The following is a 21,538-nucleotide window of genomic DNA, read 5'->3' as shown; positions in this document are numbered from 1 at the left end:
GTTTAGACATTCTGAACTACAGTCATCCTATCAAAACTACGATGCTAACATCCAAGTTAAACCTAATTTCTGCAAGTCTCAAGTTCTAATTCAGTTAAGTACCGAATCTAAAAGATTACTTATACTGGCTCAGGAATTGGTTGCGGAATGGGTGCTGGTACTGGCTGGGGTGCAGGTCCAGGTGTAGGCTGCGGAATGGGTGCTGGTACTGGCTGGGGTGCAGGTTCAGGTGTAGGTTGCGGTACAGGTGTAGGCGGTGCAGGATCTGGTAAAGGATTGGGAACTGGTGCGGGAATTTCTGGTTGCGGTAGAGGGTTAGGATTGGGATTAATCATTGCAGACAAATTGACTCGACTCTATCACCCTAGACAATAACTGTTATTCACTACATCTATCTAGATATTTAAACTCGGTGCGATCGCCTAATATTGTTTTGCTTAAGAGCCGCTACAAATAGGTTAGCAGAGGAGCAAAAGAGAATTATGCGTTGTCTTAACTATAATTAATTGATGGCAATAAGTTATTTGCATCGAGTAAATAGTTTAGTTTACACTTCCCCAAGAAAGATTTTTATCATAAAATCAACGTTTTATTTCATGTTATGCATTTTCCTAAGCAATACCAAATAAACTTACCAATATTAGATACTTTACGCGAATGTGCTTACAAAAATCATGCAGCTTTCTACACGCCAGGACACAAACGAGGACAAGGAATTTCCTCTTCCTTAGCGAGTGATTTCAATTCAAGTATTTTTAAATTTGATTTACCAGAACTTCCCGAATTAGATAATTTGTTTGCTTCTCAAGGTGTGATTCAGCAAGCTCAAGAATTGGCAGCCGATGCTTTTGGTGCGGAACAAACTTGGTTTTTAGTTAACGGTTCTACGTGTGGAGTTGAAGCCGCAATTTTAGCAACCTGTAATGCCGGAGATAAAATTATTCTGCCGCGTAATGTACACTCGTCTAGCATCGCCGGCTTAATTCTTTCTGGTGCGATTCCTGTTTTCATTAATCCTGAGTATGACTCAAAACTCGATATTGCACACTGTATTACTCCAGAAGGTGTAGCAACCGCACTTAAACAGCATCCCGATACGAAAGCCGTGATGGTCGTTTACCCAACGTATTACGGCGCGTGTGGTGATATTAGTGCGATCGCCTCTCTTACTCACAAACACAATATTCCTTTACTCGTAGACGAAGCCCACGGCGCACACTTTGCCTTTCATCCCCATTTACCCATATCTGCGTTGGCGGCTGGTGCAGATTTAACTGTGCAATCAACGCATAAAGTTCTTGGGGCAATGACTCAAGCATCAATGCTCCATGTTCAAGGCGATCGCATAGACCGCGATCGCCTTAGTAAATCCTTGCAACTACTGCAATCTACGAGTCCTAGTTATTTACTTCTTGCTTCCCTCGATGCTGCACGCCAACAAATGGCACTGCAAGGAAAACACCTGATGTCGCACACATTACAACTTGCCGCAGAAGCACGCACCCGCATTCATCAAATTCCTGGATTATCGGTTTTAGAATGTCATCCATCGACTCCAGGCTTTTGCAGTTTAGACCCAACACGGCTCACGGTAACTGTTTCAAATTTAGGCTTGACAGGCTTTGAGGTGGATGAAATTTTACACGAACAACTCGGTGTTACAGCAGAATTACCCTCATTGCAGCACCTAACTTTTATTATTTCCTTTGGTAACACGCAAGAAGATATTGAAAAGCTAGTGCAAGCTTTCAAATTGGTAGCTAAACGATATCAAAAAGAACACTTGACTGATAAAAAGCCTCTATGGGATACTTCATTAAGTAAAATGGCATATCACGTGCAAATTTCGCCGCGCCAAGCGTATTTCGCTGCTACAGAGCGTGTAATGATAACCCAAGCAAGCGATCGCATCTGTGCAGAATTAGTTTGTCCTTATCCACCAGGAATTCCAGTTTTGATGCCAGGAGAAGTTATCACGTCACAAGCACTAGACTACCTCCAGCAAATTCAAGCACAGGGAGGGTTTATCAGTGGTTGTGCTGATAGTACTTTAACGACATTAAGCATCGTTAAAGAAGTCAAACTAAATGAGTATGTTTGATTACCATTTGATTTAAGTATTATCACTAGAAACTATGGAATCTTTAAAAACAGAAGTCTAAGTATAGATTTTATTGAGATTTCTATATAAATACTGGCAAGGCATTAATAATATGTGCCACGATTTTGATGAACAAGCGATAGCGGGTTTTTGCTGCTAGCAGCTTGATAGCCATTAGCTGATAAGACAACTGTAGAAATAGTGTTTTAAATTTTTAACTAATCATCAATTTATTTCTGACTATTGTCTGTAATTAAATATACTACGCCTTTACCTGTGCTGACGATCTAAATTTTAACAGCACTGATAGTGGCGATCGCTCCTGACAATCTGGAGTGATATTGCTATGGCTCAGCTAGCTGCATATATAATTCGGCACCACGCTTATCAATTTAAAACACAGTGAAAACTAAAACAGAGTATTTAAAATGGCAATTTTCTACGGCGATCAGGGCGGTGCAATCAACGATCTGTTTGTAGACAATGTAGGTAGCGACGACGTTTTCTATACAGGCGAGGGTTTAAACATTGTTTTTGCGGGTGATGGCAACGATGTCATCTACACTGGTTCTGGTAACGACCAAATTGATGGCGGTGCAGGTAACGACACAATATACGCTGGTGAGGGTAATAATACAGTTTTTGCGGGTGATGGCAACGATGTCATCTACACTGGTTCTGGTAACGACCAAATTCGTGCTGGTGCGGGTGATGATACGATCTATGCAGCAGAAGGTAATAACAAAGTTTTTGGTGGTGGCGGTAAAGATTTAATTTACACTGGCTCTGGTCATGATGAAATTGATGGCGGTGCGGGTGATGATACGATCTATGCAGCAGAAGGTAATAACAAAGTTTTTGGTGGTGGCGGCAAAGATTTAATTTACACTGGCTCTGGTAGCGATTATATCGAGAGTGGTGCTGGTAGCGACTATATCTCTGCAAGTGCAGGCAACGATACAATCATCGGTGTTGACTTCACGACCTTTGGAAAATCTGAGATTGATGTTTTAGAAGGCGGTTCTGGTAATGATTTGTTTGTGCTAGGAACTGCCCAGAAAGTATTCTACGACGATGGTAAAGCTAACACCAATGGTGCTAGCGATTATGCCCTGATTAAGGGCTTCAACCGCTACGAAGATCAGATTCAACTTCGGGGAACAAAAGAAGACTATACCTTGTGTGCTGCACCTGAAGGTACGCCCGCAGGAGTAGGGGTTTATTTTAAAAACGAGCTAATTGCGATCGTCCAAGCACCAGAATTAAATCTAGACGACTCTTACTTTACATTTGTTGAACCAGCGCAGACATCAATTACCGCTGTAGATCGTCAAAGTGGTTTTAATGAGGACAGCAAACGTCAAAATCCATTGACTAGTTCGGTTTACGACTTCACCGGAAAATCGTATGAGTCGTTAACTACGATTAACCACATTAGTGTGACTCTAACCTTGCACGATGGAGACACAGGAATACATGAAATGGACTTCAATAATCTTACCCTTGGGCTAGACGGAATTGATACTGGAATTAAACTCAATGACTTTTTTCACGGAGAAACGATTACACAAACAATTCGCGGTATTCCCAATAAAGCAGCACAGATTTTGAATGAACTCCAAGCGGATGGTCAATTAGTAGGAAGTGTGGTTGATAGTACTCCTCGCGACAAGAATACTATCACGATTCCTTTTAACTTTGATACTACTTTGACAATTACTGGACTGACATAAAAAATAAAGTGCTTGGTTACAGCCTTCTCTCTAGAAATTCCTACCAGTACGAGAAGGCTGAAGTGTGCATTGCATTATCAATAGATTCTCACAAGCTGTCATCTTAGCTTACCTTTCAACTATGAATCAAGTATTGGAATTTGACACTCAACGCGTTACACCCGATGCTATTTTGCCGTTGTTGACAGGATATTGTATGTTACCGCAACTACGGCGCGAAATGATGATTGATGCGGCGATCGCCACAATTGAACTTACTCCACAAGAGCAAGCAAATGCGTTAGAGAAGTTGATTACGCGGTATCAACTAACAACTCTAGAACAACGTCAAACATGGCTGAAGCATTACGGAATGGCAAACGAGCAACTTGCACTTCTAGCAATGCGAGAACTCAAAATCGAGAAATTCAAACAGCTAACGTGGGGACATCGCTTAGAATCTTACTTTCTCACGCATAAATCAAAGCTAGATAAAGTCATTTACTCGATACTGCGTACCACCGATGCGGGATTAGCACAAGAACTGTATTTTCGGATTCAAACTGGCGAACAGTCTTTTGATGAATTAGCCCGTCAATATTCGCAAGGATCTGAAGCGCAGACAGGTGGTATGTTAGGTCCAATCGAACTTAGTCGTCTCCACCCAAACTTAGCAAAGCTACTTTCTACTAGTAAATCTGGTCAATTGTGGGCACCAATGCGTTTAGATAATTGGGTTGTCATTGTTCGTTTAGAAAAATTTATCCCTGCACAACTCGACGATCAAATGCGTCAGCAACTACTCGATAGTTTGTTTGAATCTTGGTTAACCGAGCAAATTAACAGTTGCGATCGCATAGCAACATTTTTGCATCAAGGCTAAGCTTGAGAGGAGGAACATATATTTTCATCGAGCGATCGCGGTAAGATTATTGACAATCTTTTGCATATCTTATTACCGCAGCACCTCATGACACAAACCTTCTCGCAAGACGATTTTGTTGAACTCTCGTACAGTCAGCTTGTTTCAGATAATCGCTTTAAAACGTATAAGATACCTGAATGTCTTGGTGAGGGTTATTTTCAAGAAATAGAACTTTTTCCAGGGTTGGAACTTGCTATTTATGACAACGAGTATTGCGATGACGTAGTAGTGAAAATTCCTGTCCGCGACCATCCGATACAATTTGTTATTTTCTTATCAGGTTTTGTGCATCATGAAGAAGATTTCCCCTCAATCGGAGGCAAATCCGGTTACTTATCAGGTAATGGCATTGCCCAAGCAGTTTCTTCAAAGTATCAAAAATCGCAGCGATATGTAGGAATTAGCATTCATCTCGAACCTGAAGCGTTAAAAACGTTTCTAGTGAAAGATTTAGAACAATTTCCGCTACATTTAAAGCAGTTGATTCACAATGATGATTGGCAAGTTGTGTTTTCGCCTCAAATTACTTTAGGGATGCAAGTTGCAACACAGCGAATGATTAATTCTCCGTTTCAAGGAGTCACAAACCGTCTTTATCTTCAAGGGAAAGTTTTGGAACTTTTAGCAATGGTGTTAGATGCGATTTCATGCGATCGCGATCCAACTCCAAAGTTACCACGCTTCAAACCCGAAACGATCGCGCGACTGCATCACGCTAAAGAGATATTGGCAACGCAGTTAGAGAATCCACCATTATTAACAGAGTTAGCTTTTTTGGTGGGAGTCAGTGACCGTACACTGCAACGCGGATTTAGAGAGTTATTTGGCACAACTGTTGTTGGCTATTTAACTCATCAACGCATGAAACGCGCCGAACAACTTTTGCGACAACAGAATCGCACCGTTGCCGAGATTGCGCGGATGGTTGGCTATGCACATTTGGGACACTTTGCTGCTGCTTTTAAGCACCAATTTGGGATTACACCCAGCGAATGTCGGGCAGGAAAAAAGGCGGTTTTGGGATCAAAAAATGCGGTTTAGTGCCTAGACTTAGCTTTGCAACTTCTCTACACTACGCCTTATTGCCTGTTAAGAATAATTTGCAATGAAGCGGGATTTTGGTAATTGGTGTGTGGAGCGATCGCCTTTTGGTAACAATGCACAATATTGGCTGCGTTTATGGTTGATTTTGATATCCAGTGTCAGCGGTGTTTTAGCGTTATCACCCACTGGGGCGCAAGCGACGGATGTAAAAGATTATTCATCTCCATCGACTGACATCCGCCAAAGTGAAATAGAAAAACCTGCCACAACGGTTGACGAGTGGTTAACTCAAATTGCTCAAACTTCAGTAGTGCAAGTGACAGGAGTGCAAGCTAATCCCACAGACAAAGGTGTGGAGGTGATATTACAGACAACTCAAGGCGAACAACTGCAAATTAGCGATCGCAGTAGTGGTAATAACTTTATTGCAGATATTCCTAATGCGCAATTGCGTTTATCTAATGGCGATGCTTTCACATTTCGTTCCCAAAACCCAATTGAGGGAATTAATGAGATAACTGTTACAAACCTGGATGCCAATACGATTCGGGTGACAATAGCGGGTGAAACAAGGTTACCAACAGTTGAATTATTTGACAGTAATGAAGGATTGATTTTTGGTTTGACACCTGCGGTAACAGCAATGCAACCACCACAACAATCGACGACACCACAGGAGACACCAGCAGCACAGCAGGATCAGCCGATTGAGATTTTAGTGACAGGCGAGCAGGATACTGGATATTACGTTCCTGATGCTTCAACGGCGACGCGAACAAATACACCACTGCGCGATATTCCTCAGTCAATTCAAGTTATACCGGAACAAGTCATAGAAGATCGCAACGCAACAGAACTTAGAGACGCACTTGAAACCCTGGGGGGAATTGGTTCGTCAGGTACAAGAGGAACAGGTGCTAATGGAGAAACCTTTAAGATTCGGGGTTTCGACGTTTATAATGATGGCTACCTACGCGATGGCATCCCTTATTTCTCCTTGGGAACTTTAGATACTAACGATATCGAACGAGTTGAAGTTCTCAAAGGACCTGCGTCGGTGATTTTTGGTGCGGTCGAACCTGGTGGTGTCATTAATCTCGTTTCCAAGCAACCGTTATTTGAACCGTTTTACTCTGCCTCGGTTACTATAGGAAGCTTTGATACCTACCGAGGAGCAATTGATTTATCTGGTCCCTTAAACGAATCGAGAACAGTCCGATATCGCCTTAATACATCGTATGAGAATTATGGAAGTTTCCGCGATTTTGTGAATGGCGAACGCTTTTCGATTACACCAACCCTAACTTGGGACATTAGCCCCAATACATCCTTGAATGTTTATGGTCAGTTCATCACCGAGCGTGAAACAATTGATGAGGGACTTCCAGAGACGAGTAATGGTGTAGTGAATATTCCACGCAGCCGCTTTTTGAATGAACCATTTAGTGAGTTTAGGCAAGATCAGTTTAATGTTGGCTACACGCTAAATCATCGCTTTAGTGAAGATTGGTCAGTTAGGCACGCTCTGCAATACCTCCAGTATCAACCTGTGAGAGAGGGTCCTACATTTGGTTTTGCTTCTGGACTTAATGAATCGACAGGTGAACTTGCTCGCCTTGCAGATTATGCCGACGGGACTTATCGGCGGTTTTTTACAAATGCAGAAGTGATAGGGAATTTCAGTACTGGCTCAGTGCAGCATCGGCTCTTGTTTGGTACTGAGTATCGTTATCGTAATGAAAATCCGCGATTTGCTTTCCCTGACTCTGACAACTATCCATCAATTAATGTCTTCAACCCGATTTATACTCGAACTCGGTTTGAGCCTAATTTTAATATTTTCCGAGACGACAATATTAGCGTGGTTAGTGTTTATCTGCAAGACCAGGTTGAGCTTTTGCCCAATTTAAAGCTGTTAGCAGGTGTTCGCTACGACAATTTTACACAGTTTCGTACTCAAGAGTTTTTCCCTGATCCGAGAGAAGAATTTGAACAGACCGATAGTGCTTGGACACCTCGCTTTGGTATTGTCTATCAACCGATTGAGCCAATATCGCTATATGCTTCCTACAGTCGTTCATTTGCACCTAGCTTTGCTGGCAGTCGTAATGCAGATGGTTCACCCTTTGAGCCACAAACTGGGCAACAGTTTGAGGTTGGACTCAAGGCAGATTTATCTAACCAACTTAGTCTGACATTAGCTGCCTTTGATCTCAGACGGCAAAATCTATCAACTCCTGACCCCGATAACCCTGCTTTTTCTTTACAAACAGGCGAACAAACCAGTCGAGGCATCGAACTTAATCTGGACGGAGAAATTCTCCCTGGCTGGAACATGACCGCATCGTATAGTTACTTAGATGCTTTCGTAAGTGAAGATAACACAACCCCCGTTGGCAATCGTCTTCCTGATGTACCTGAAAATCAATTTAGCCTGTGGACAACCTATGAAATTCAAAACGGCGATTTTGAAGGATTAGGATTAGGCTTAGGGTTGTTTTATGTCGGTGAGCGTCAACGAGACCTTGACAATACTTATACCCTTCCAAGCTACTTCCGCACGGATGCAGCTTTATTCTATCGCCGTGATAACTGGCGTGCGCAACTGAATATTGAAAACCTTTTTGATATAGAGTATTTTCGCTCAGGAAACTATAGCTTTGCCGGAGGTGGAGTTAACCCAGGAAGACCTTTTGCTGTATCAGGAACATTTTCAATTGAGTTTTGAAATGTCGTAGTTAATCTCCAATGTTCAAAAAATTCGGTCTAGTTTTGCTGTTTGCTCTTGGCATTGGGATCATTTTGATCGTTTCTGCCTGCAATAGCACAACTGGCAATAATTTAAGCATATCGAATAGTGCGCCAATTACGGATAACTGCCGCCCCATCAAACATACAATGGGGGAAACTTGTGTACCGATTAATCCACAGCGCATTGTTGTTCTAGACAATATGATGCTGGAGGGTGTATTAGCCTTGGGGCAAGAACCAATAGGTGGACCTCTTAGATATGTTCCACCACATATGCCAGTAGGTGAAATGATAGATATTGGTAGTGAAGGTGGTGTAAATCTAGAACGGGTGCTAGCACTTAAGCCGGATCTCATTCTTGGGCTTGCAGATCCTTGGGTAGATGCTCAGCCTTATCCTCAGCTTTCTCAGATCGCACCTACTGTTCTAGTCAAATTCAAACATAGCGGCGAGTGGAAAGAGATTTTTGCATTTGTAGGCGAGGTTTTAGGAAAATCTGAACAAGTCAATCAAATTATGGCTGACTACACTCAGCGATTAGAGCGCTTTAAGAGCAAAATGAATACTAGTGAAGATTCTCGCGAACACAACCAAATTACTAAAACTCAAGTCTCCGTCGTCCGAATATATCCTGATATGATTACTTTATATACTAAACCTGGATTTGCTGGCACTATTTTGGAAGACGCAGGTTTATCCCGTCCAGCCTCACAGGATCTTGACTTAGAAGAAACTCAAGCTTTAACAGGTGATGTTATCCAGTATTCTATCTCGAAAGAAGTTTTTAATAAAGCCGATGGAGACGTAGTATTTGTCATTGTGGGGAGTTGGGATTCTAAAATCAAAAACGTACTTAAATCCCTCAAAGCTGATCCCCTCTGGTCAAAACTGAGTGCAGTGCAACAAAGTAAGGTTTATGAGGTCGGAGATCATTGGGTAGGAAGTGGACCAATTGCAGCCAATGCAGTTATTAATGACTTGTTTAAATACCTTGTCAACACGCCTTGAACTGTGCTGTCCAATTACATACTGGTTATCTGCAAATCTTGCGATCGCCACAGTTTCTCGATAGGATTATCACTTATTAAACAATTCAGGGATTGAAGTAGTAAATGTCTTATTAGCGATCGCACTCTTTGAGCAACTCAACAGTTTATGCTCTGCAAAATTCCCAGAGAATGAAGTGGAAATTCAACTAGTGGAATGTCTATGGACGTGTAATTATGACTGTGTTGTATTGTTGCTAGTTTGGTAACAATGCATCCCGCAGTTCTACAATCGTATTTGCCACGATAATATTACGTAAGATTTCCTTTAGCTGCTCTAAATCGGAAATTTGGGTAATTTGGGGCATTAATTCCAAGCCCTCACTGCCAAATTTTACCTCTAAACTCATTTCGATGTTCGATAAAATGTTCTCTCGCCGTCCACGTTCTACTCCACGCTGCTCAATTTCTTGATACCAAGGCGATTCACGTAACACAGCCATATCCCACCTCATAATCTCTTGTACTAATCTACTCTCGATCACAAAGGTAGCAAAAAATGCCAATACCGTTTCTAGTTGACTTAACTGTTCGTTACTCCGCAAAATCCGCAGTGCTTCTCTAATTGTAGACTCCTTTTCCCCTCCTTGAAGAATCGGCACAAACGGCAGCAACGAGGGTAACGGTTGGTTAAAGACAATATTGACATCAACTTCCCACAAATTAATTACGCGATAATCTTGCCTTGCTTGTAACCCCGCAATATTTGATTCAAATTTATTAGGTATTTCCTCATCATTAATTTTCAAAATGTTAATTAATACAGGGTAAGTTGGCAACTTGTATTTTTCTTCGGCTAAGGCGGCATAGGCACGCATTCGACGCGGCATTTGCGATGAAGGACGCAGTTGTAGTTCGTTGAGAACGAGAAATTCACCGTATTGTTGACTGTCAACGCGGATTAACACATCACTTTCGCGGCTAATCCACTGAAATTCGGAGTCGAGAATTTCCTCTACTATAATATCGGGTATCTGCGTTACCCATTTTATCCAGTTATCGGGGGCGAGACTAATTAACTTTTTGGTGCTGACATCGGCGCGTTTGACCATCATCTAATTAAGTCGCTACATCATCCCAAAATACCCCAATTTTTTACATAATTTGTGCCATTGCTTAGTCCTGCAATACTTGCTTGATAGATTGTTCAATGCAATGTCACTGTATCTAGCTACTTTACAAGCGCTTAAATCATTCCTAATTTATATTCATCTTGTGCGATCGCTTCACCTCAGTAATCAGTCATAAAACTTTTCTAAAGTGGCAATGGTTGAGATGCGATCGCATCACTTAATATCGCAATCAGTAATAAAATTTGGCAGGAGTACTATACCCCCTATTGTAGTCTGCGTTACGCTGCGCTTTTCTGGTATGCCGAAGGCTTTACGCATCACCTAACATAACAAACGCTCAAACATTGAGTAAAGAAGTTCACTTGTTCCCAACATTAATCGGTAAAATCATCGTTTCCTACAATCCCCAATCAACCAAATAACCTGCTTTTGCCACATACCGATGAAAACTAGAATCTGCCAATCTGTATCGATTGAATAGCAGATTAGTTCTCCTCAGATGATTCCAGCCAAAAGTCCCCATTTAATATAGGCTCAATTGAGCGATCGTACTGCCATTCGGAAGGAAAGGTGATTTGAGGATATTCCTTACGCACATTTTTTAGCGCGATTTGCCAAGCCTTATCAAAACTAGGTTCCCAGCGACTGCTCAAACTGGGCACTGCATCCAACAAAATTTCTAGCTCTCCCCGCTGAGTCCGAATCGTTCGCTCCCAACCGTTGTAGTCATTAGATAAGTTCACATACAGCCGTTTTAGTAAATGTTCTAATAAGACAATCAGGCGGCTAATCAACTCCTTTTTTTGGGAAATTCCCAATGCTTCAACCTCTTCGATCAAATGTTCAATATCCAGATGGTCAAAATCCCGTGCCTTCAGCTTGGCAACTGTGTCTTCTGACCACAACAAAATATCTTGCTCATAGAGGGAGTTTAGATTCTGGGTTGGGGACATTAGAGAATCTCCTTAAAAAGATGCCTTTGGTCTTAGCACAAAAATACCAGGAATATGCTGTCCACGATTAAGATGTTCAATCAAGTGATTTGGCATCGATAATCAAATACCTAACCATGCGCTGTAACGCTGCGTTCTGCCTTAATCTGCTTCAAACGAGCAACGATCGCCGATGGATTTTCGTCCTGTTCTCGCTCCCCTTGAGCACAGTAGCCCAACCACTCTGTTAGGTACTGAGTCATCTGAGTTTGGTTATGCAAATAGTAGAGAATCGTTTCAATGCCCATGCGCGCCGCTTTCAATCGGATATCATCCGCACGAAGAAAGTCAAAGTATTGTTCCAGTTCCACAGCAAGAGTTGACCTAATTCCAATTTTGGCACAAATCGCTCTACAGCTAAAGGACAATCGGTGCGATCGCCGCCACAAACACCGAAATACTCGCGTTAAAATTTTTCTGGAGGTGCGATGTCACAGACAAGCCGAAGAAGCGTCTAAGCATAATGTGAATAGGATAAAAACCAACCATTACAAGCTTTGTCTAATTTCAGTAATGACAGCCTTCAAGGGTGGAATACCTTCTTTGACAGTAGACCAAACAACAGCAACATCAACTCCCTAATATTCGTGTACTCAAATATCTCTCATACCAGCAATCGAGCGCCAAGAAATCTGAGGATGTTTTTCACGAATTTCATCAGGAATTTTCTTAACGGCTTCCCCTAAAATTTCAATGGATTTGATAACGGCTAAAACTTTCTCTCGGTTTTGTTGGAATTGATTAAAGTCAACAGCATCAGTGAAAGTTTCAATATCAGCAATCGTCTCCAAAATATCATCAAGATATTCTAATAAAGAGCGTTTTGTCATACATAGACAACTTCTGACAGAACCCGCGCTTGAATTCTTGGCTTAAGTCCGTTTTTAGTCACTAAGTCAACCTTTAAGCCCACTTGCTCACTAAGATAGTCTCGCAACTCCACAAGTTGGAATAATGTTGGAGCTTGATCGTAGTCAATCAAAATATCAAGATCGCTATCTATTGTTTGTTCTCCCCTCGCATAGGAGCCAAAAATACCCAGCTTCGTCACTTGATACTGTCGCAATCGCGGTTTACTCTGGCTCAAAACTTGCTTAACATCATCTAATGTTTTCATATTTGCCCTAGAAACGCCTGTTTCACTTTTAAGTAAGTGGGTAAAAATAAATACAACTTAAGGGCTGGTAACTGGTCATTGAAAAAATATCTATTACCGATTATCCTATCTAACGATATATCTTTAACACTTTACTTTCATTACTTGTCTGCAAGTGCGATCGCCTTGATCGTCAATTCGTTGATCTTAAAATGCTTTAAGCAATCATGCTTACTTCAAAACTGCATTAGCTGTATGCCGCGATGTAATTGAGTCGCGTTGCATGAAGCAGTTTATTTCTTAAACGACAGTTCAATTAGATACTCTATTAAGCGATCACAGTGTATCATCAACTCAGATCAACATCACCTAAACTTTGAATTTGTTCCTCTTGATAACCTGCGGCACGTAAAGGTGCAATCACATCTTGTTGTAAATCAGGAACATAGCCAGCAATCAAAGTTGCACTTTTGTCAGGAATAATACGTATGTCTCCAATAATTGCGGGTAAAATACATGACTCTGCACGTCCTAATTGTTCGCTTCCTCCGCTAAACTCTAGTTGTACCGGATCGCCGACGTTTGTGAGTGTGGTACAGCGATGTGGATGGGATGGTTCGGTGTAAGGTTCGCTCAGTAACAAGCGTTCAAGTGCAAAATATGGTCCTGCACAACAAAAAATCCGACGGTTTGCGCCCTGTTGTATTTCTAGTCCTGAATTGGGATGTGGTTGGTAATGTGTACGCAGTTCATCTAATACTTTGTTAATATTCGCGTACCACTTTTCTTGACTCAGTTGCTTACCATACAAATCTGTAGGCATCACCGAATTACCTAAATCGGATGTTTGTTGTACTTCAAATACGAGTGCATCAGGACCAAATGAGTGAATAATTCCCGCAGGTACGTAAACTGTATCTCCAGTTTGAATCGGGTGACGTACCATCACCGAGTCGTAATCTTGCGCAACAAATGCATCAAAGAGTTGTTCGCGCGAAAAATCGGCTTTAAGTCCCGCTAAAACCGTTGCATCAGGTGCAGCCCAAACAATATGCCAAGCTTCGGTTTTACCATTAGGTTCATTGTAGACGCGCTTCGCGGTTTCATCGTCTGCATGAAGATGCACGGGTAGCATATGCGAAGCATCAAGAAACTTTTCGAGGATGGGAAAGTGTGGACCACGCCAACCTGAACCGACAAGTTCATTAGGATACTCGGTGACTAAATCATGGAGTGTGCGACCTGCAAACGCACCACTGATAACGGTTCCTGTTGTATCTTGATAATCGCTAATTTCCCAAGTTTCGGCAATGACACCTTCTGAAGGTAAATTTTGCTTGCCAAGTTTATCGGCGATCGCTCTTTCCCCAAATGCATACTTACGAATGTGCGTTGTTAATTTAATCGGATACCAATTCATTTCAATCTCCTAAATAACTTTGCCATCGATGTAACGATGGATACAGTGATTGATACCGTTGCCAAGCTGCTTCTAAAGCGGAATCTGGGTTATCTGGTGTTATTGCGTGTGCAGATGTTGGTGTGGCGATCGCATCTTGAAATACGCCAATCCCCATACCTGCCAAAATTGCTGCGCCGCGTGCTGAAGCTGCTGCGATCGTTGTCGTGTAGAGTGGAACTTGTAAGACATCAGCGAGCAATTGTTGCCACGCAAGTTCCAGAGTACCACCGCCAGCTAAGCGTAATTGAGTCACGGTGACACCCGTTGCTGTAATCGCCTCTAAGCCTTGCTTCAAGCTAAACGCAACTCCTTCTAAAGCCGCCCGCATTAAGTGGGCGCGCGTGTGATGTAGCCCTAACCCTACCCAAGCACCGCGTGCGTGTGGATTGAGGTGCGGAGTGCGATCGCCTGTAAGATACGGTAAAAACGTCAACCCTTCGCACCCTGGTGGAACTGTAAACGCCTCAGCATACACTTGCTCCCAACTGTAACCTAAAACGCCTTTCACCCACTCTAACGCGAGTCCCGCATTTTGAATCGCTGCTAATGTATACCACTGCTGCGGTAACGCGGCGCGATACAGATGTGTACGACCGTGAGGATCGACGCTTGGCTGCGATCGCGGTGTGATGATTTGTGCCGCAGATCCTACGGTAAGTTGCACGGTTCCTGATTGAATTAAACCATTACCCAAAGCAGCAGCGGCGGTATCAGCTGCACCTGCAATAACAGGAGTATTGACAATTAACTCAAGATATGATGAGGCTGGCGATGTTAAATTCCCAGCGATGCTACGACTTGCTGGTAAGAGTTCGGGTAGCCAATCAAAACGTAATTCTAAGGCTTCAACAACATCCAGCGCCCAGCAATCGGAGACAACATCATACAGCAGTGTGCCTGACGCATCGGAAGGTTCGGCGGCGACTTTTCCTGTGAGGCGCAAGCGTAACCAGTCTTTTGGTTGCAGTACCCATCGCGCCTTTGTATAAACTTCGGGTTCGTACTGACGTAACCATAATAAACTTGCGCCTGCCATGCCTGCCGCGATGGGGTTTGCCAGCTTAGTACGAAGATCGGCATCGAGTGCATGATATTCGTGCAGCATTTCACTCGATCGCGTATCTGCCCAAAGAATTGCCGGACGTAATGGCGTACCTTCTGTATCAGTTAAAACAACACCGTGCATTTGCCCAGAAAGCGCGATCGCTTGTACATCTGCTGGATTTTTTACCGCTTTTTTAACGGCGATCGCAACAGCATTCCACCACTGTTCGGGGTTAGTTTCCGCCCATCCTGGCTGTGGTGCTTTCACAGCATACGCACAAGACGCTTCACTAACGACAGTGCCATGAGTGTCTAACAGTAATGCTTTAACCGAACTAGTACCGAGATCGATGCCAAGTAGCATATTCTATGTGAATTTAATGGAACGCCTAGCGACTAAAGTCGCGGCTAAAAAACTAAGTCCACTTGCGTGGACTCACCCGTCAGGTTCGGGTAAACTGCTCCCAGAAGTGGTTTAAAATCATTTCTTTTCTGCTTCTTGCGTAGCTACGGTTTTAACGACAAAGCTTTCTTCTATCAAACTAGCGACTTCTAGAACGCGTCCGCAAGCGATCGATAATCACAGCGGTAATGATCACTAAACCTTTCACGACCAATTGCCAGAAGAAAGAGATATTTAACAGCGTCAAGCCATTATTAAGCGTAGCAATAATCAAAGCACCGATTAAAGTCCCGATAATTGTCCCAACGCCACCTGCGAAACTTGTTCCTCCCAGAATAACAGCGGCGATCGCATCAAGTTCGTAGCCTGTACCTAAAATTCCGGTTGCGCTGTAAAGGCGACTTGCACTCATAACGCCAGCTAAACCGGAAAGCAAACCACTTACGCCGTAGACAAATAACAGGACATAACTAACTTTAATTCCCGTTAACCGCGCAGCGCGGGCGTTACCACCCACCGCATAAATTTGCACCCCAAGAACAGTACGGCGCAAAATAAACCAACTTACTAATACCGTTAATAACGCAATGATCACCAACCAGGGAATTGGTCCTAAGTAATTATTTCCAATCCAAGCAAAATTTAAATTAGGATTTATTACCGTTGTTCCGTTTGCTAACAAATAAGCAACACCGCGCAATCCGGTTAATCCACCCAGCGTCACAATAAATGGTGGAAGATCCAAATACGCAATTAGCGCACCATTAAGTATACCCAAGAGTAACCCTACGGCTAAAGCTGCTGGGACGGCAAGTATGCTAAATCCTGGCAGGAGTGAAATAACAACAGAGACAACGGCACAGACAGCTAAGATTGCACCTACGGATAGATCAATTCCACCAGTCAAAATGACAAACGTCATTCCTGTTGCTAGCACGATATTAATCGATGCTTGGCGAACGACGTTGATCAAATTACCTACCGTGAGAAAGTTAGGAGTGAGGAACGCGAATAAAATGCAAATAATAATCAGAATTGGCAGAATCCCAGCAATTTGAAATAAATTACCAACTCGATTGCGTTTGCGCGTGCGATCGCGATTGATTCTACTTCTTGCTGGTTTAAGTTGCATTTGCTTCATGGTGCTACCTCTGCTGCGCCTGTTGCATACGTCATAATGTTTTCTTGAGTAATTTCTTGCCCAGGAGAGTTATCAAGTTCGCCGACTAAAACACCTTCGCGCATGACTAATACGCGATCGCTCATGCCAATAATTTCAGGTAGTTCACTCGAAATCATCAAAACTGCGACTCCTTGTGCTGCTAATGCGGCAATAATGTGATAAATCTCGTTTTTCGCGCCAATATCTACCCCGCGTGTCGGTTCATCGAGTAACAACACCTTGGGACTAATTGCTAACCACCGCGCCAAGAGTAGCTTTTGTTGATTACCGCCAGAAAGATCCATCGCCCTGATCGATAAGCTAGCAAGGCGAATTTGCAGATTATCAACTGCTTTGGCGGCAATATCACCAATCGCCTTCCAATTGACGACACCAGCTTTCGACTCGCGCCCAAACACATTCATCGTGATATTCTGGCGCGAACTCATCTCTAGAAACAAACCTTGGTCTTTACGATCTTCTGGGACATAACCAATCCCTGCACGAATAGCATCAGCTGGGCTAGAAATCTTTAATTTGCGTCCTTCTAAAACAACTTCTCCACTGACACTCGCATCAGCCCCAAAAATCAACCTTGCTAACTCGGTTCTTCCAGCACCGACTAACCCTGACAAACCAACAATTTCTCCTGCATGAAGTTGCAAGCTTGCTGGTTGCACTTTGCGCCCGTCGCTTAAATTTGTCACTTCCAAAACGACACGCCCGCGCGGCGAGGGCTGACGTTGATACAAATCTTGTAGTGGTCTTCCCACCATCATTTGAATCAATTTTTCCGCAGAAATTTCACTGTGCAGCAAACTGCCAATGTATTCTCCATCGCGCAGGACACTAATGCGATCTGCTAGGGCATAAACCTCATCCATGCGGTGGCTGATATAAATAATCGCAATGCCATCATTGCGCAAGCGCCGCACAATCTGAAACAATCTTTCTGTCTCGCGATCCGAAAGTGCCGCTGTTGGTTCATCCATAATCAGAATGCGGCTTTTATCTTTCAAGGCACGCGCGATTTCAACTTGTTGTTGTTCGGCGATCGAAAGACTAGAAACTAGTGTACCTGGTCCAAAACTTGCGCCTAAAGTATTTAAAACGCCAGCAGCTTCTCGCTGCATTTGTTCTTGGTCGAGAAATGCACCTGCTTTGGTAATCTCACTTCCCATGAAAATATTCTCAGCAACACTCAGATTCGGTGCTAAGTTCAATTCCTGGTAAATAATTGCAATCCCGACTCGACGCGCGTCACTTGGATTGTGAATCCGCACAGGTTTACCATCAATCCGAATTTCTCCTGAATCCGCAGCATACGCCCCAGCCAGAATCTTCATCAACGTACTTTTTCCCGCACCATTCTCACCCATCAAGGCATGAATTTCCCCAGGAAAAATCTGCAAATCTACGTTCTGTAATGCAGGTACGCCGTGAAACTCCTTGCCAATCCCCTGCATTTCTAATATCGGTGTCTCAGTCGCTACTACCATTTTAGGTTTTGAGATGTGAGATTTTCAGTTGCTCAAGAAGGCAGGAGTCAGTAAAATACAGTACTAATTAATGTAACTTTTAATACTGACCTCTAACCCCTGACCTCTGACCCCTTTAGTTAGTTGTCCAACCTTGATACTCGGCAACGTTATCGCGGGTAATGAGTGTTACTGGAATCAAAATAGTTGATTCTGCGGGTGGATTACCTTGAAGAATCTCGTTACCCACTTGTACCGCCCGCGCTGCCATCGTAAAAGGATCTTGGGCTGCTGTGGCAACAAATAAGCTACCTTCGCGTTCAATCGCTTGTTTCGCTTCAGGTGCGCCATCGACACCAACGATGAAAAATTCGTTGCGTTTTGCCTGTTGCGCTGCAAGTTCGGCACCGATGCCTGTAGGATCGTTAATCGCAAAAACAGCATCAATTCTGGGGAAGGAAGTGAGTAAATCGCTCATGACGCGTAATCCACCATCGCGGCTACCTTCAGCATTTTGATCGCGAGAAAGTACATTGATACCTGGATGTTTCGCAAAAACTTGCTCGCAACCCCGCACGCGGTCAATAACAGCGGTAACTGGTGGACCATTGATGATGACAACATTACCCTGCCCATTCAAGCGGTCTACGATATACTGACAACTAATTTCACCAGCTTGCACGTTGTTTGACGTTACCGTCGCATCAACACCACCTTCTGCATCTACATCAACAGCAACGACTGGAATCCCCGATTGCTTGGCGTTAATAACTGCGGGGGCAATTCCTTTACTATCCGCAGCGTTGAGTAAAATCAGATCGGTACCAGAGGCGACAAAGTTTTCCATTTGGTTGAGTTGTTGGTTCAAGTCGTACCCACTCGAAACAACCGTGGTTCTAACATTCCCCCCACCAATTTTTTGCGCTTCGGCTTCTGCACCGCGACCAATTTGCACAAAGAAAGGATTACCCAAATCGCCAACAGTAACGCCTACCGAGGTAAGAGAACCACCTTGACCACTTGTCTGAGTTCCACTTTGATTCGCTTGCTGATTACAACCGACAAGCGCACTACTTACTAAACCTAAAAGACCAAATGCGATCGCTACTTTTTTCACTTCTGTCTCCACCAAATCACGTATGGATGAGTCAGAATATCGACCTGCGGTCACTGCTCAAATTGCCACTAAATTGCCTATCAATCTAGCTTGTCAGTGTTACAAGCTTTTCCCCTTTCCACTTTTTATATTACCTTTAAATCTGCTTTAGTTTTTAAATTTTGTTTCTTCTTCAAGCCCCGCTGTTCGAGCAAAGTGCAACGTAGCTTAAGACAATTCTGCTACCTTTTTAAAAATTAATTTTTATGACTAAAACAGACAAAAAGTTTATAAAAAGTGTATTTAGTTTGCTTGTTCCATTCTCTTAGCAGGCTTTTATTTGATTGACTCTCCATCTTTAAATTATGATCCCCACGGTCTTTACTTTACATCCATCTGTCAGCTTATATCCCAGGGATTAATCAATTCAGCACAAAAGTTGGTAAAATATTCTCTTAATATATCTCAATCTTATTGTAGATTAATATTAATGTAATGAAACAAAATAAACCTTTAAACAAGAGTAATTATACTTGTAATAAAGTCAAAAGCTGATGATTAAAATATTGAGTCAATATGGCTAGTAACCTGTAACTGGCAATAATACAAATAGTCCGCTTATTCCACCATAGATCGTATTAGTTAATACTTTTGAGTGCAGCATAAATGGTAGTAAAATGATGAAATCCTTCAGCGTAAACCAAATGAGCAGTTGGCTGAGTATATTCTTCTATTGCAGGCAAAATCTGAAATAACGTTTCTAGATCGGGGTAAACATGACAGCCGACTAATGCAAGTAACGCTGCACCGTAGGCGGCACCTTCGGCTAACATCGGTTTTGCAAGATTGATACCAAGTACATCCGTAATAATTTGTAACCAAAGTGGCGATCGCGATCCACCACCCGTAGCGACAAGTTCATGAATCGGGGCGATCTCCTGCATGACATCGAACGCTGCGCGTAAACTATACGCAACGCCTTCGAGAACCGCCCGTGTCATTTCTGCCTTGCTATGCGCTAACGACAAATTCAACCACGCGCCACGCGCTTCAGAATCTAGATAAGGACTGCGTTCGCCCGCTAGATGTGGTAAAAATATTACACCACTCGCACCAGGCGGCGCGTGGCTTGCCCACGCGATCAACTCGTCATAGCTAAAATCAGGGAAAAAAGTATCGCGATACCAGCGTAATGAACCACTCGCTGCTAATGTGACACCCAACAAGTGATAGCCACCATCAGCATGACAAAATAAATGTACTCGTCCTTCCGATTCGGCAACGGGTTGCGCCAAAGGGACAAAAATAACACCCGAAGTGCCAAGACTCAGACTACCGCGATCGCAATTTGTACTAGAAAGTCCTAAGCCAATCGCCGCAGCTGCATTGTCACCCCCACCTGCCACAATCGGTAAACCTGCGGGTAATCCCGTAATACTGGCAATTTCCGGTTTCAATTTGCCGACAATCGCCGTTGAATCGATCACCTGAGGAAACAGACTTGACTGGAGATTGAGGGCTGCGAGAATATCTAAATCCCAAGTGCGATCGCCTAAATTTAAACACCCTATACCCGAAGCATCCGACGGTTCCGTCGCCATTTCCCCTGTCAGTACATACCCTAAATAATCTTTTGGTAACAACACATGATGCATCCGACTAAACGCCTGTGGTTCTAATTCGCGCAACCAGACAACTTTCGGTAATTGAAAGCCCGTTATTGCTGGATTACCAGTGCGTTGAATCAATTCGTGTCGCGGCACTATCGTTTCAATCGTCGCAACTGCCTTACCAGTACGCTGATCGTTCCACAAAATGGCAGGTCGAATCACATTGCCTGCTGCATCAAGCGGAACCATACCATGCATTTGCCCCGATAAACCCAAACCAATAATTTGGTAATCTTGTAATTGCTGAACGACCTCCGTCAAAGCCTCAAAAGTTGCCTCAATCCAATCATTGGGGTTTTGTTCTGTCCAACCAGGATGCGGTGTGAGTAACGGATAGCTACGCGTTGCTTGGGCAGCGATCGCACCTTGTGGATGAACAGCAACAACCCGCACTCCGCTAGTACCAAGGTCGATACCTATCGCAACATCATTATTTTTAACCAAACTTAAAGTCATTTGTTCTTCGCTTGCGTTATTTGATAG

Annotated in this window: 19 protein-coding genes; 6 read left to right on the top strand and 13 right to left on the bottom strand. The window is 43.2% G+C overall.

The genetic code is table 11. From position 1 onward, the window contains the following. Window positions 1-119 precede the first annotated feature (119 nt). Window positions 120-335: a hypothetical protein gene (locus GLO7428_RS03180; protein ID WP_015187116.1), complete on the bottom strand. Its 216-nt coding sequence runs from the start codon at window positions 333-335 to the stop codon at window positions 120-122. Between the two features lie 266 nt (window positions 336-601). Between GLO7428_RS03180 and GLO7428_RS03175 the strand changes: the two genes are divergently transcribed. The 6 genes from GLO7428_RS03175 to GLO7428_RS03150 all read left to right on the top strand — a co-directional run bounded on the left by GLO7428_RS03175 (window position 602) and on the right by GLO7428_RS03150 (window position 9,541). Continuing rightward, on the top strand, window positions 602-2,101 hold the full coding sequence (locus tag GLO7428_RS03175; protein WP_015187115.1) for an aminotransferase class I/II-fold pyridoxal phosphate-dependent enzyme: 1,500 nt from the start codon (window positions 602-604) through the stop codon (window positions 2,099-2,101). 428 nt (window positions 2,102-2,529) lie between these two features. Continuing rightward, complete coding sequence (locus GLO7428_RS25835; protein ID WP_015187114.1) at window positions 2,530-3,834, top strand: calcium-binding protein; 1,305 nt, start codon at window positions 2,530-2,532, stop codon at window positions 3,832-3,834. 121 nt (window positions 3,835-3,955) lie between these two features. Further along, window positions 3,956-4,696: a peptidylprolyl isomerase gene (locus GLO7428_RS03165; protein ID WP_015187113.1), complete on the top strand. Its 741-nt coding sequence runs from the start codon at window positions 3,956-3,958 to the stop codon at window positions 4,694-4,696. 87 nt (window positions 4,697-4,783) lie between these two features. Further along, window positions 4,784-5,779 carry a helix-turn-helix transcriptional regulator gene (locus GLO7428_RS03160; protein WP_015187112.1) on the top strand — a complete coding sequence of 332 codons (996 nt, stop codon included), beginning with the start codon at window positions 4,784-4,786 and terminating at the stop codon, window positions 5,777-5,779. 64 nt (window positions 5,780-5,843) lie between these two features. After that, the gene (locus tag GLO7428_RS03155) at window positions 5,844-8,510 is read left to right on the top strand and encodes a TonB-dependent siderophore receptor (protein WP_015187111.1); all 2,667 of its coding nucleotides are present in this window, start codon (window positions 5,844-5,846) and stop codon (window positions 8,508-8,510) included. A gap of 170 nt (window positions 8,511-8,680) precedes the next feature. Beyond that, window positions 8,681-9,541, top strand: coding sequence for an iron-siderophore ABC transporter substrate-binding protein (locus tag GLO7428_RS03150; RefSeq protein WP_231295543.1), 861 nt, complete (start codon window positions 8,681-8,683; stop codon window positions 9,539-9,541). 235 nt (window positions 9,542-9,776) lie between these two features. Here GLO7428_RS03150 and GLO7428_RS03145 read toward each other — a convergent pair whose 3' ends face one another. The 12 genes from GLO7428_RS03145 to xylB (GLO7428_RS03095) all read right to left on the bottom strand — a co-directional run bounded on the left by GLO7428_RS03145 (window position 9,777) and on the right by xylB (GLO7428_RS03095) (window position 21,511). Further along, on the bottom strand, window positions 9,777-10,634 hold the full coding sequence (locus GLO7428_RS03145; protein WP_015187109.1) for a hypothetical protein: 858 nt from the start codon (window positions 10,632-10,634) through the stop codon (window positions 9,777-9,779). A 503-nt stretch (window positions 10,635-11,137) separates the two neighbouring features. Further along, the gene (locus tag GLO7428_RS03140) at window positions 11,138-11,605 is read right to left on the bottom strand and encodes a DUF29 domain-containing protein (RefSeq protein WP_015187108.1); all 468 of its coding nucleotides are present in this window, start codon (window positions 11,603-11,605) and stop codon (window positions 11,138-11,140) included. A gap of 110 nt (window positions 11,606-11,715) precedes the next feature. Continuing rightward, complete coding sequence (locus tag GLO7428_RS03135; RefSeq protein ID WP_015187107.1) at window positions 11,716-11,955, bottom strand: hypothetical protein; 240 nt, start codon at window positions 11,953-11,955, stop codon at window positions 11,716-11,718. Between the two features lie 46 nt (window positions 11,956-12,001). After that, window positions 12,002-12,133: a hypothetical protein gene (locus GLO7428_RS29380; protein ID WP_255348363.1), complete on the bottom strand. Its 132-nt coding sequence runs from the start codon at window positions 12,131-12,133 to the stop codon at window positions 12,002-12,004. Window positions 12,134-12,237: 104 nt separating this feature from the next. Beyond that, on the bottom strand, window positions 12,238-12,474 hold the full coding sequence (locus tag GLO7428_RS03130; RefSeq protein ID WP_231295542.1) for a DUF86 domain-containing protein: 237 nt from the start codon (window positions 12,472-12,474) through the stop codon (window positions 12,238-12,240). After that, entirely contained in the window at window positions 12,471-12,761 is a 291-nt protein-coding gene (locus GLO7428_RS03125) for a nucleotidyltransferase family protein (RefSeq protein ID WP_015187106.1), read from the bottom strand. Before GLO7428_RS03125 ends, GLO7428_RS03130 begins: the two co-directional genes overlap by 4 nt. Window positions 12,762-13,089: 328 nt before the next feature. Then, window positions 13,090-14,160, bottom strand: coding sequence for a type I phosphomannose isomerase catalytic subunit (locus GLO7428_RS03120; RefSeq protein ID WP_015187105.1), 1,071 nt, complete (start codon window positions 14,158-14,160; stop codon window positions 13,090-13,092). A 1-nt stretch (window position 14,161) separates the two neighbouring features. Beyond that, window positions 14,162-15,610, bottom strand: coding sequence for a xylulokinase (xylB, locus tag GLO7428_RS03115; RefSeq protein ID WP_015187104.1), 1,449 nt, complete (start codon window positions 15,608-15,610; stop codon window positions 14,162-14,164). 178 nt (window positions 15,611-15,788) lie between these two features. Next, window positions 15,789-16,790, bottom strand: coding sequence for an inner-membrane translocator (locus GLO7428_RS03110; protein ID WP_015187103.1), 1,002 nt, complete (start codon window positions 16,788-16,790; stop codon window positions 15,789-15,791). Continuing rightward, window positions 16,787-18,310, bottom strand: coding sequence for a sugar ABC transporter ATP-binding protein (locus GLO7428_RS03105; RefSeq protein ID WP_015187102.1), 1,524 nt, complete (start codon window positions 18,308-18,310; stop codon window positions 16,787-16,789). The genes GLO7428_RS03110 and GLO7428_RS03105 overlap by 4 nt, the downstream gene beginning before the upstream one ends. Before the next feature lie 115 nt (window positions 18,311-18,425). Further along, on the bottom strand, window positions 18,426-19,460 hold the full coding sequence (locus tag GLO7428_RS03100; RefSeq protein ID WP_196797449.1) for an ABC transporter substrate-binding protein: 1,035 nt from the start codon (window positions 19,458-19,460) through the stop codon (window positions 18,426-18,428). 563 nt (window positions 19,461-20,023) lie between these two features. Next, a complete protein-coding gene (gene xylB, locus GLO7428_RS03095; protein ID WP_015187100.1) occupies window positions 20,024-21,511 on the bottom strand; it encodes a xylulokinase in 1,488 nt (495 codons plus the stop codon). Window positions 21,512-21,538 lie beyond the last annotated feature (27 nt).

Origin of the sequence: Gloeocapsa sp. PCC 7428 (genome assembly GCF_000317555.1) — a bacterium.
In the GTDB taxonomy this organism is placed as follows: Bacteria; Cyanobacteriota; Cyanobacteriia; order Cyanobacteriales; family Chroococcidiopsidaceae; genus Chroogloeocystis.
The sequence above is the reverse complement of the archived record's forward strand: the minus strand, read 5'-3'. Positions and strand labels throughout refer to the sequence as shown.

Bases quoted from the DNA above. Each gene is read 5' to 3' on its own strand.
- GLO7428_RS03175 (WP_015187115.1), top strand. From the start codon at position 602: ATGCATTTTCCTAAGCAATACCAAATAAACTTACCAATATTAGATACT.
- GLO7428_RS03180 (WP_015187116.1), bottom strand. From the start codon at position 335: ATGATTAATCCCAATCCTAACCCTCTACCGCAACCAGAAATTCCCGCA.
- GLO7428_RS03110 (WP_015187103.1), bottom strand. From the start codon at position 16,790: ATGAAGCAAATGCAACTTAAACCAGCAAGAAGTAGAATCAATCGCGAT.
- xylB (WP_015187104.1), bottom strand. From the start codon at position 15,610: ATGCTACTTGGCATCGATCTCGGTACTAGTTCGGTTAAAGCATTACTG.
- xylB (WP_015187100.1), bottom strand. From the start codon at position 21,511: ATGACTTTAAGTTTGGTTAAAAATAATGATGTTGCGATAGGTATCGAC.
- GLO7428_RS03130 (WP_231295542.1), bottom strand. From the start codon at position 12,474: ATGACAAAACGCTCTTTATTAGAATATCTTGATGATATTTTGGAGACG.
- GLO7428_RS03160 (WP_015187112.1), top strand. From the start codon at position 4,784: ATGACACAAACCTTCTCGCAAGACGATTTTGTTGAACTCTCGTACAGT.
- GLO7428_RS03165 (WP_015187113.1), top strand. From the start codon at position 3,956: ATGAATCAAGTATTGGAATTTGACACTCAACGCGTTACACCCGATGCT.
- GLO7428_RS03125 (WP_015187106.1), bottom strand. From the start codon at position 12,761: ATGAAAACATTAGATGATGTTAAGCAAGTTTTGAGCCAGAGTAAACCG.
- GLO7428_RS03145 (WP_015187109.1), bottom strand. From the start codon at position 10,634: ATGATGGTCAAACGCGCCGATGTCAGCACCAAAAAGTTAATTAGTCTC.
- GLO7428_RS03150 (WP_231295543.1), top strand. From the start codon at position 8,681: ATGGGGGAAACTTGTGTACCGATTAATCCACAGCGCATTGTTGTTCTA.
- GLO7428_RS25835 (WP_015187114.1), top strand. From the start codon at position 2,530: ATGGCAATTTTCTACGGCGATCAGGGCGGTGCAATCAACGATCTGTTT.
- GLO7428_RS03140 (WP_015187108.1), bottom strand. From the start codon at position 11,605: ATGTCCCCAACCCAGAATCTAAACTCCCTCTATGAGCAAGATATTTTG.
- GLO7428_RS03155 (WP_015187111.1), top strand. From the start codon at position 5,844: ATGAAGCGGGATTTTGGTAATTGGTGTGTGGAGCGATCGCCTTTTGGT.
- GLO7428_RS29380 (WP_255348363.1), bottom strand. From the start codon at position 12,133: ATGGTTGGTTTTTATCCTATTCACATTATGCTTAGACGCTTCTTCGGC.
- GLO7428_RS03120 (WP_015187105.1), bottom strand. From the start codon at position 14,160: ATGAATTGGTATCCGATTAAATTAACAACGCACATTCGTAAGTATGCA.
- GLO7428_RS03105 (WP_015187102.1), bottom strand. From the start codon at position 18,310: ATGGTAGTAGCGACTGAGACACCGATATTAGAAATGCAGGGGATTGGC.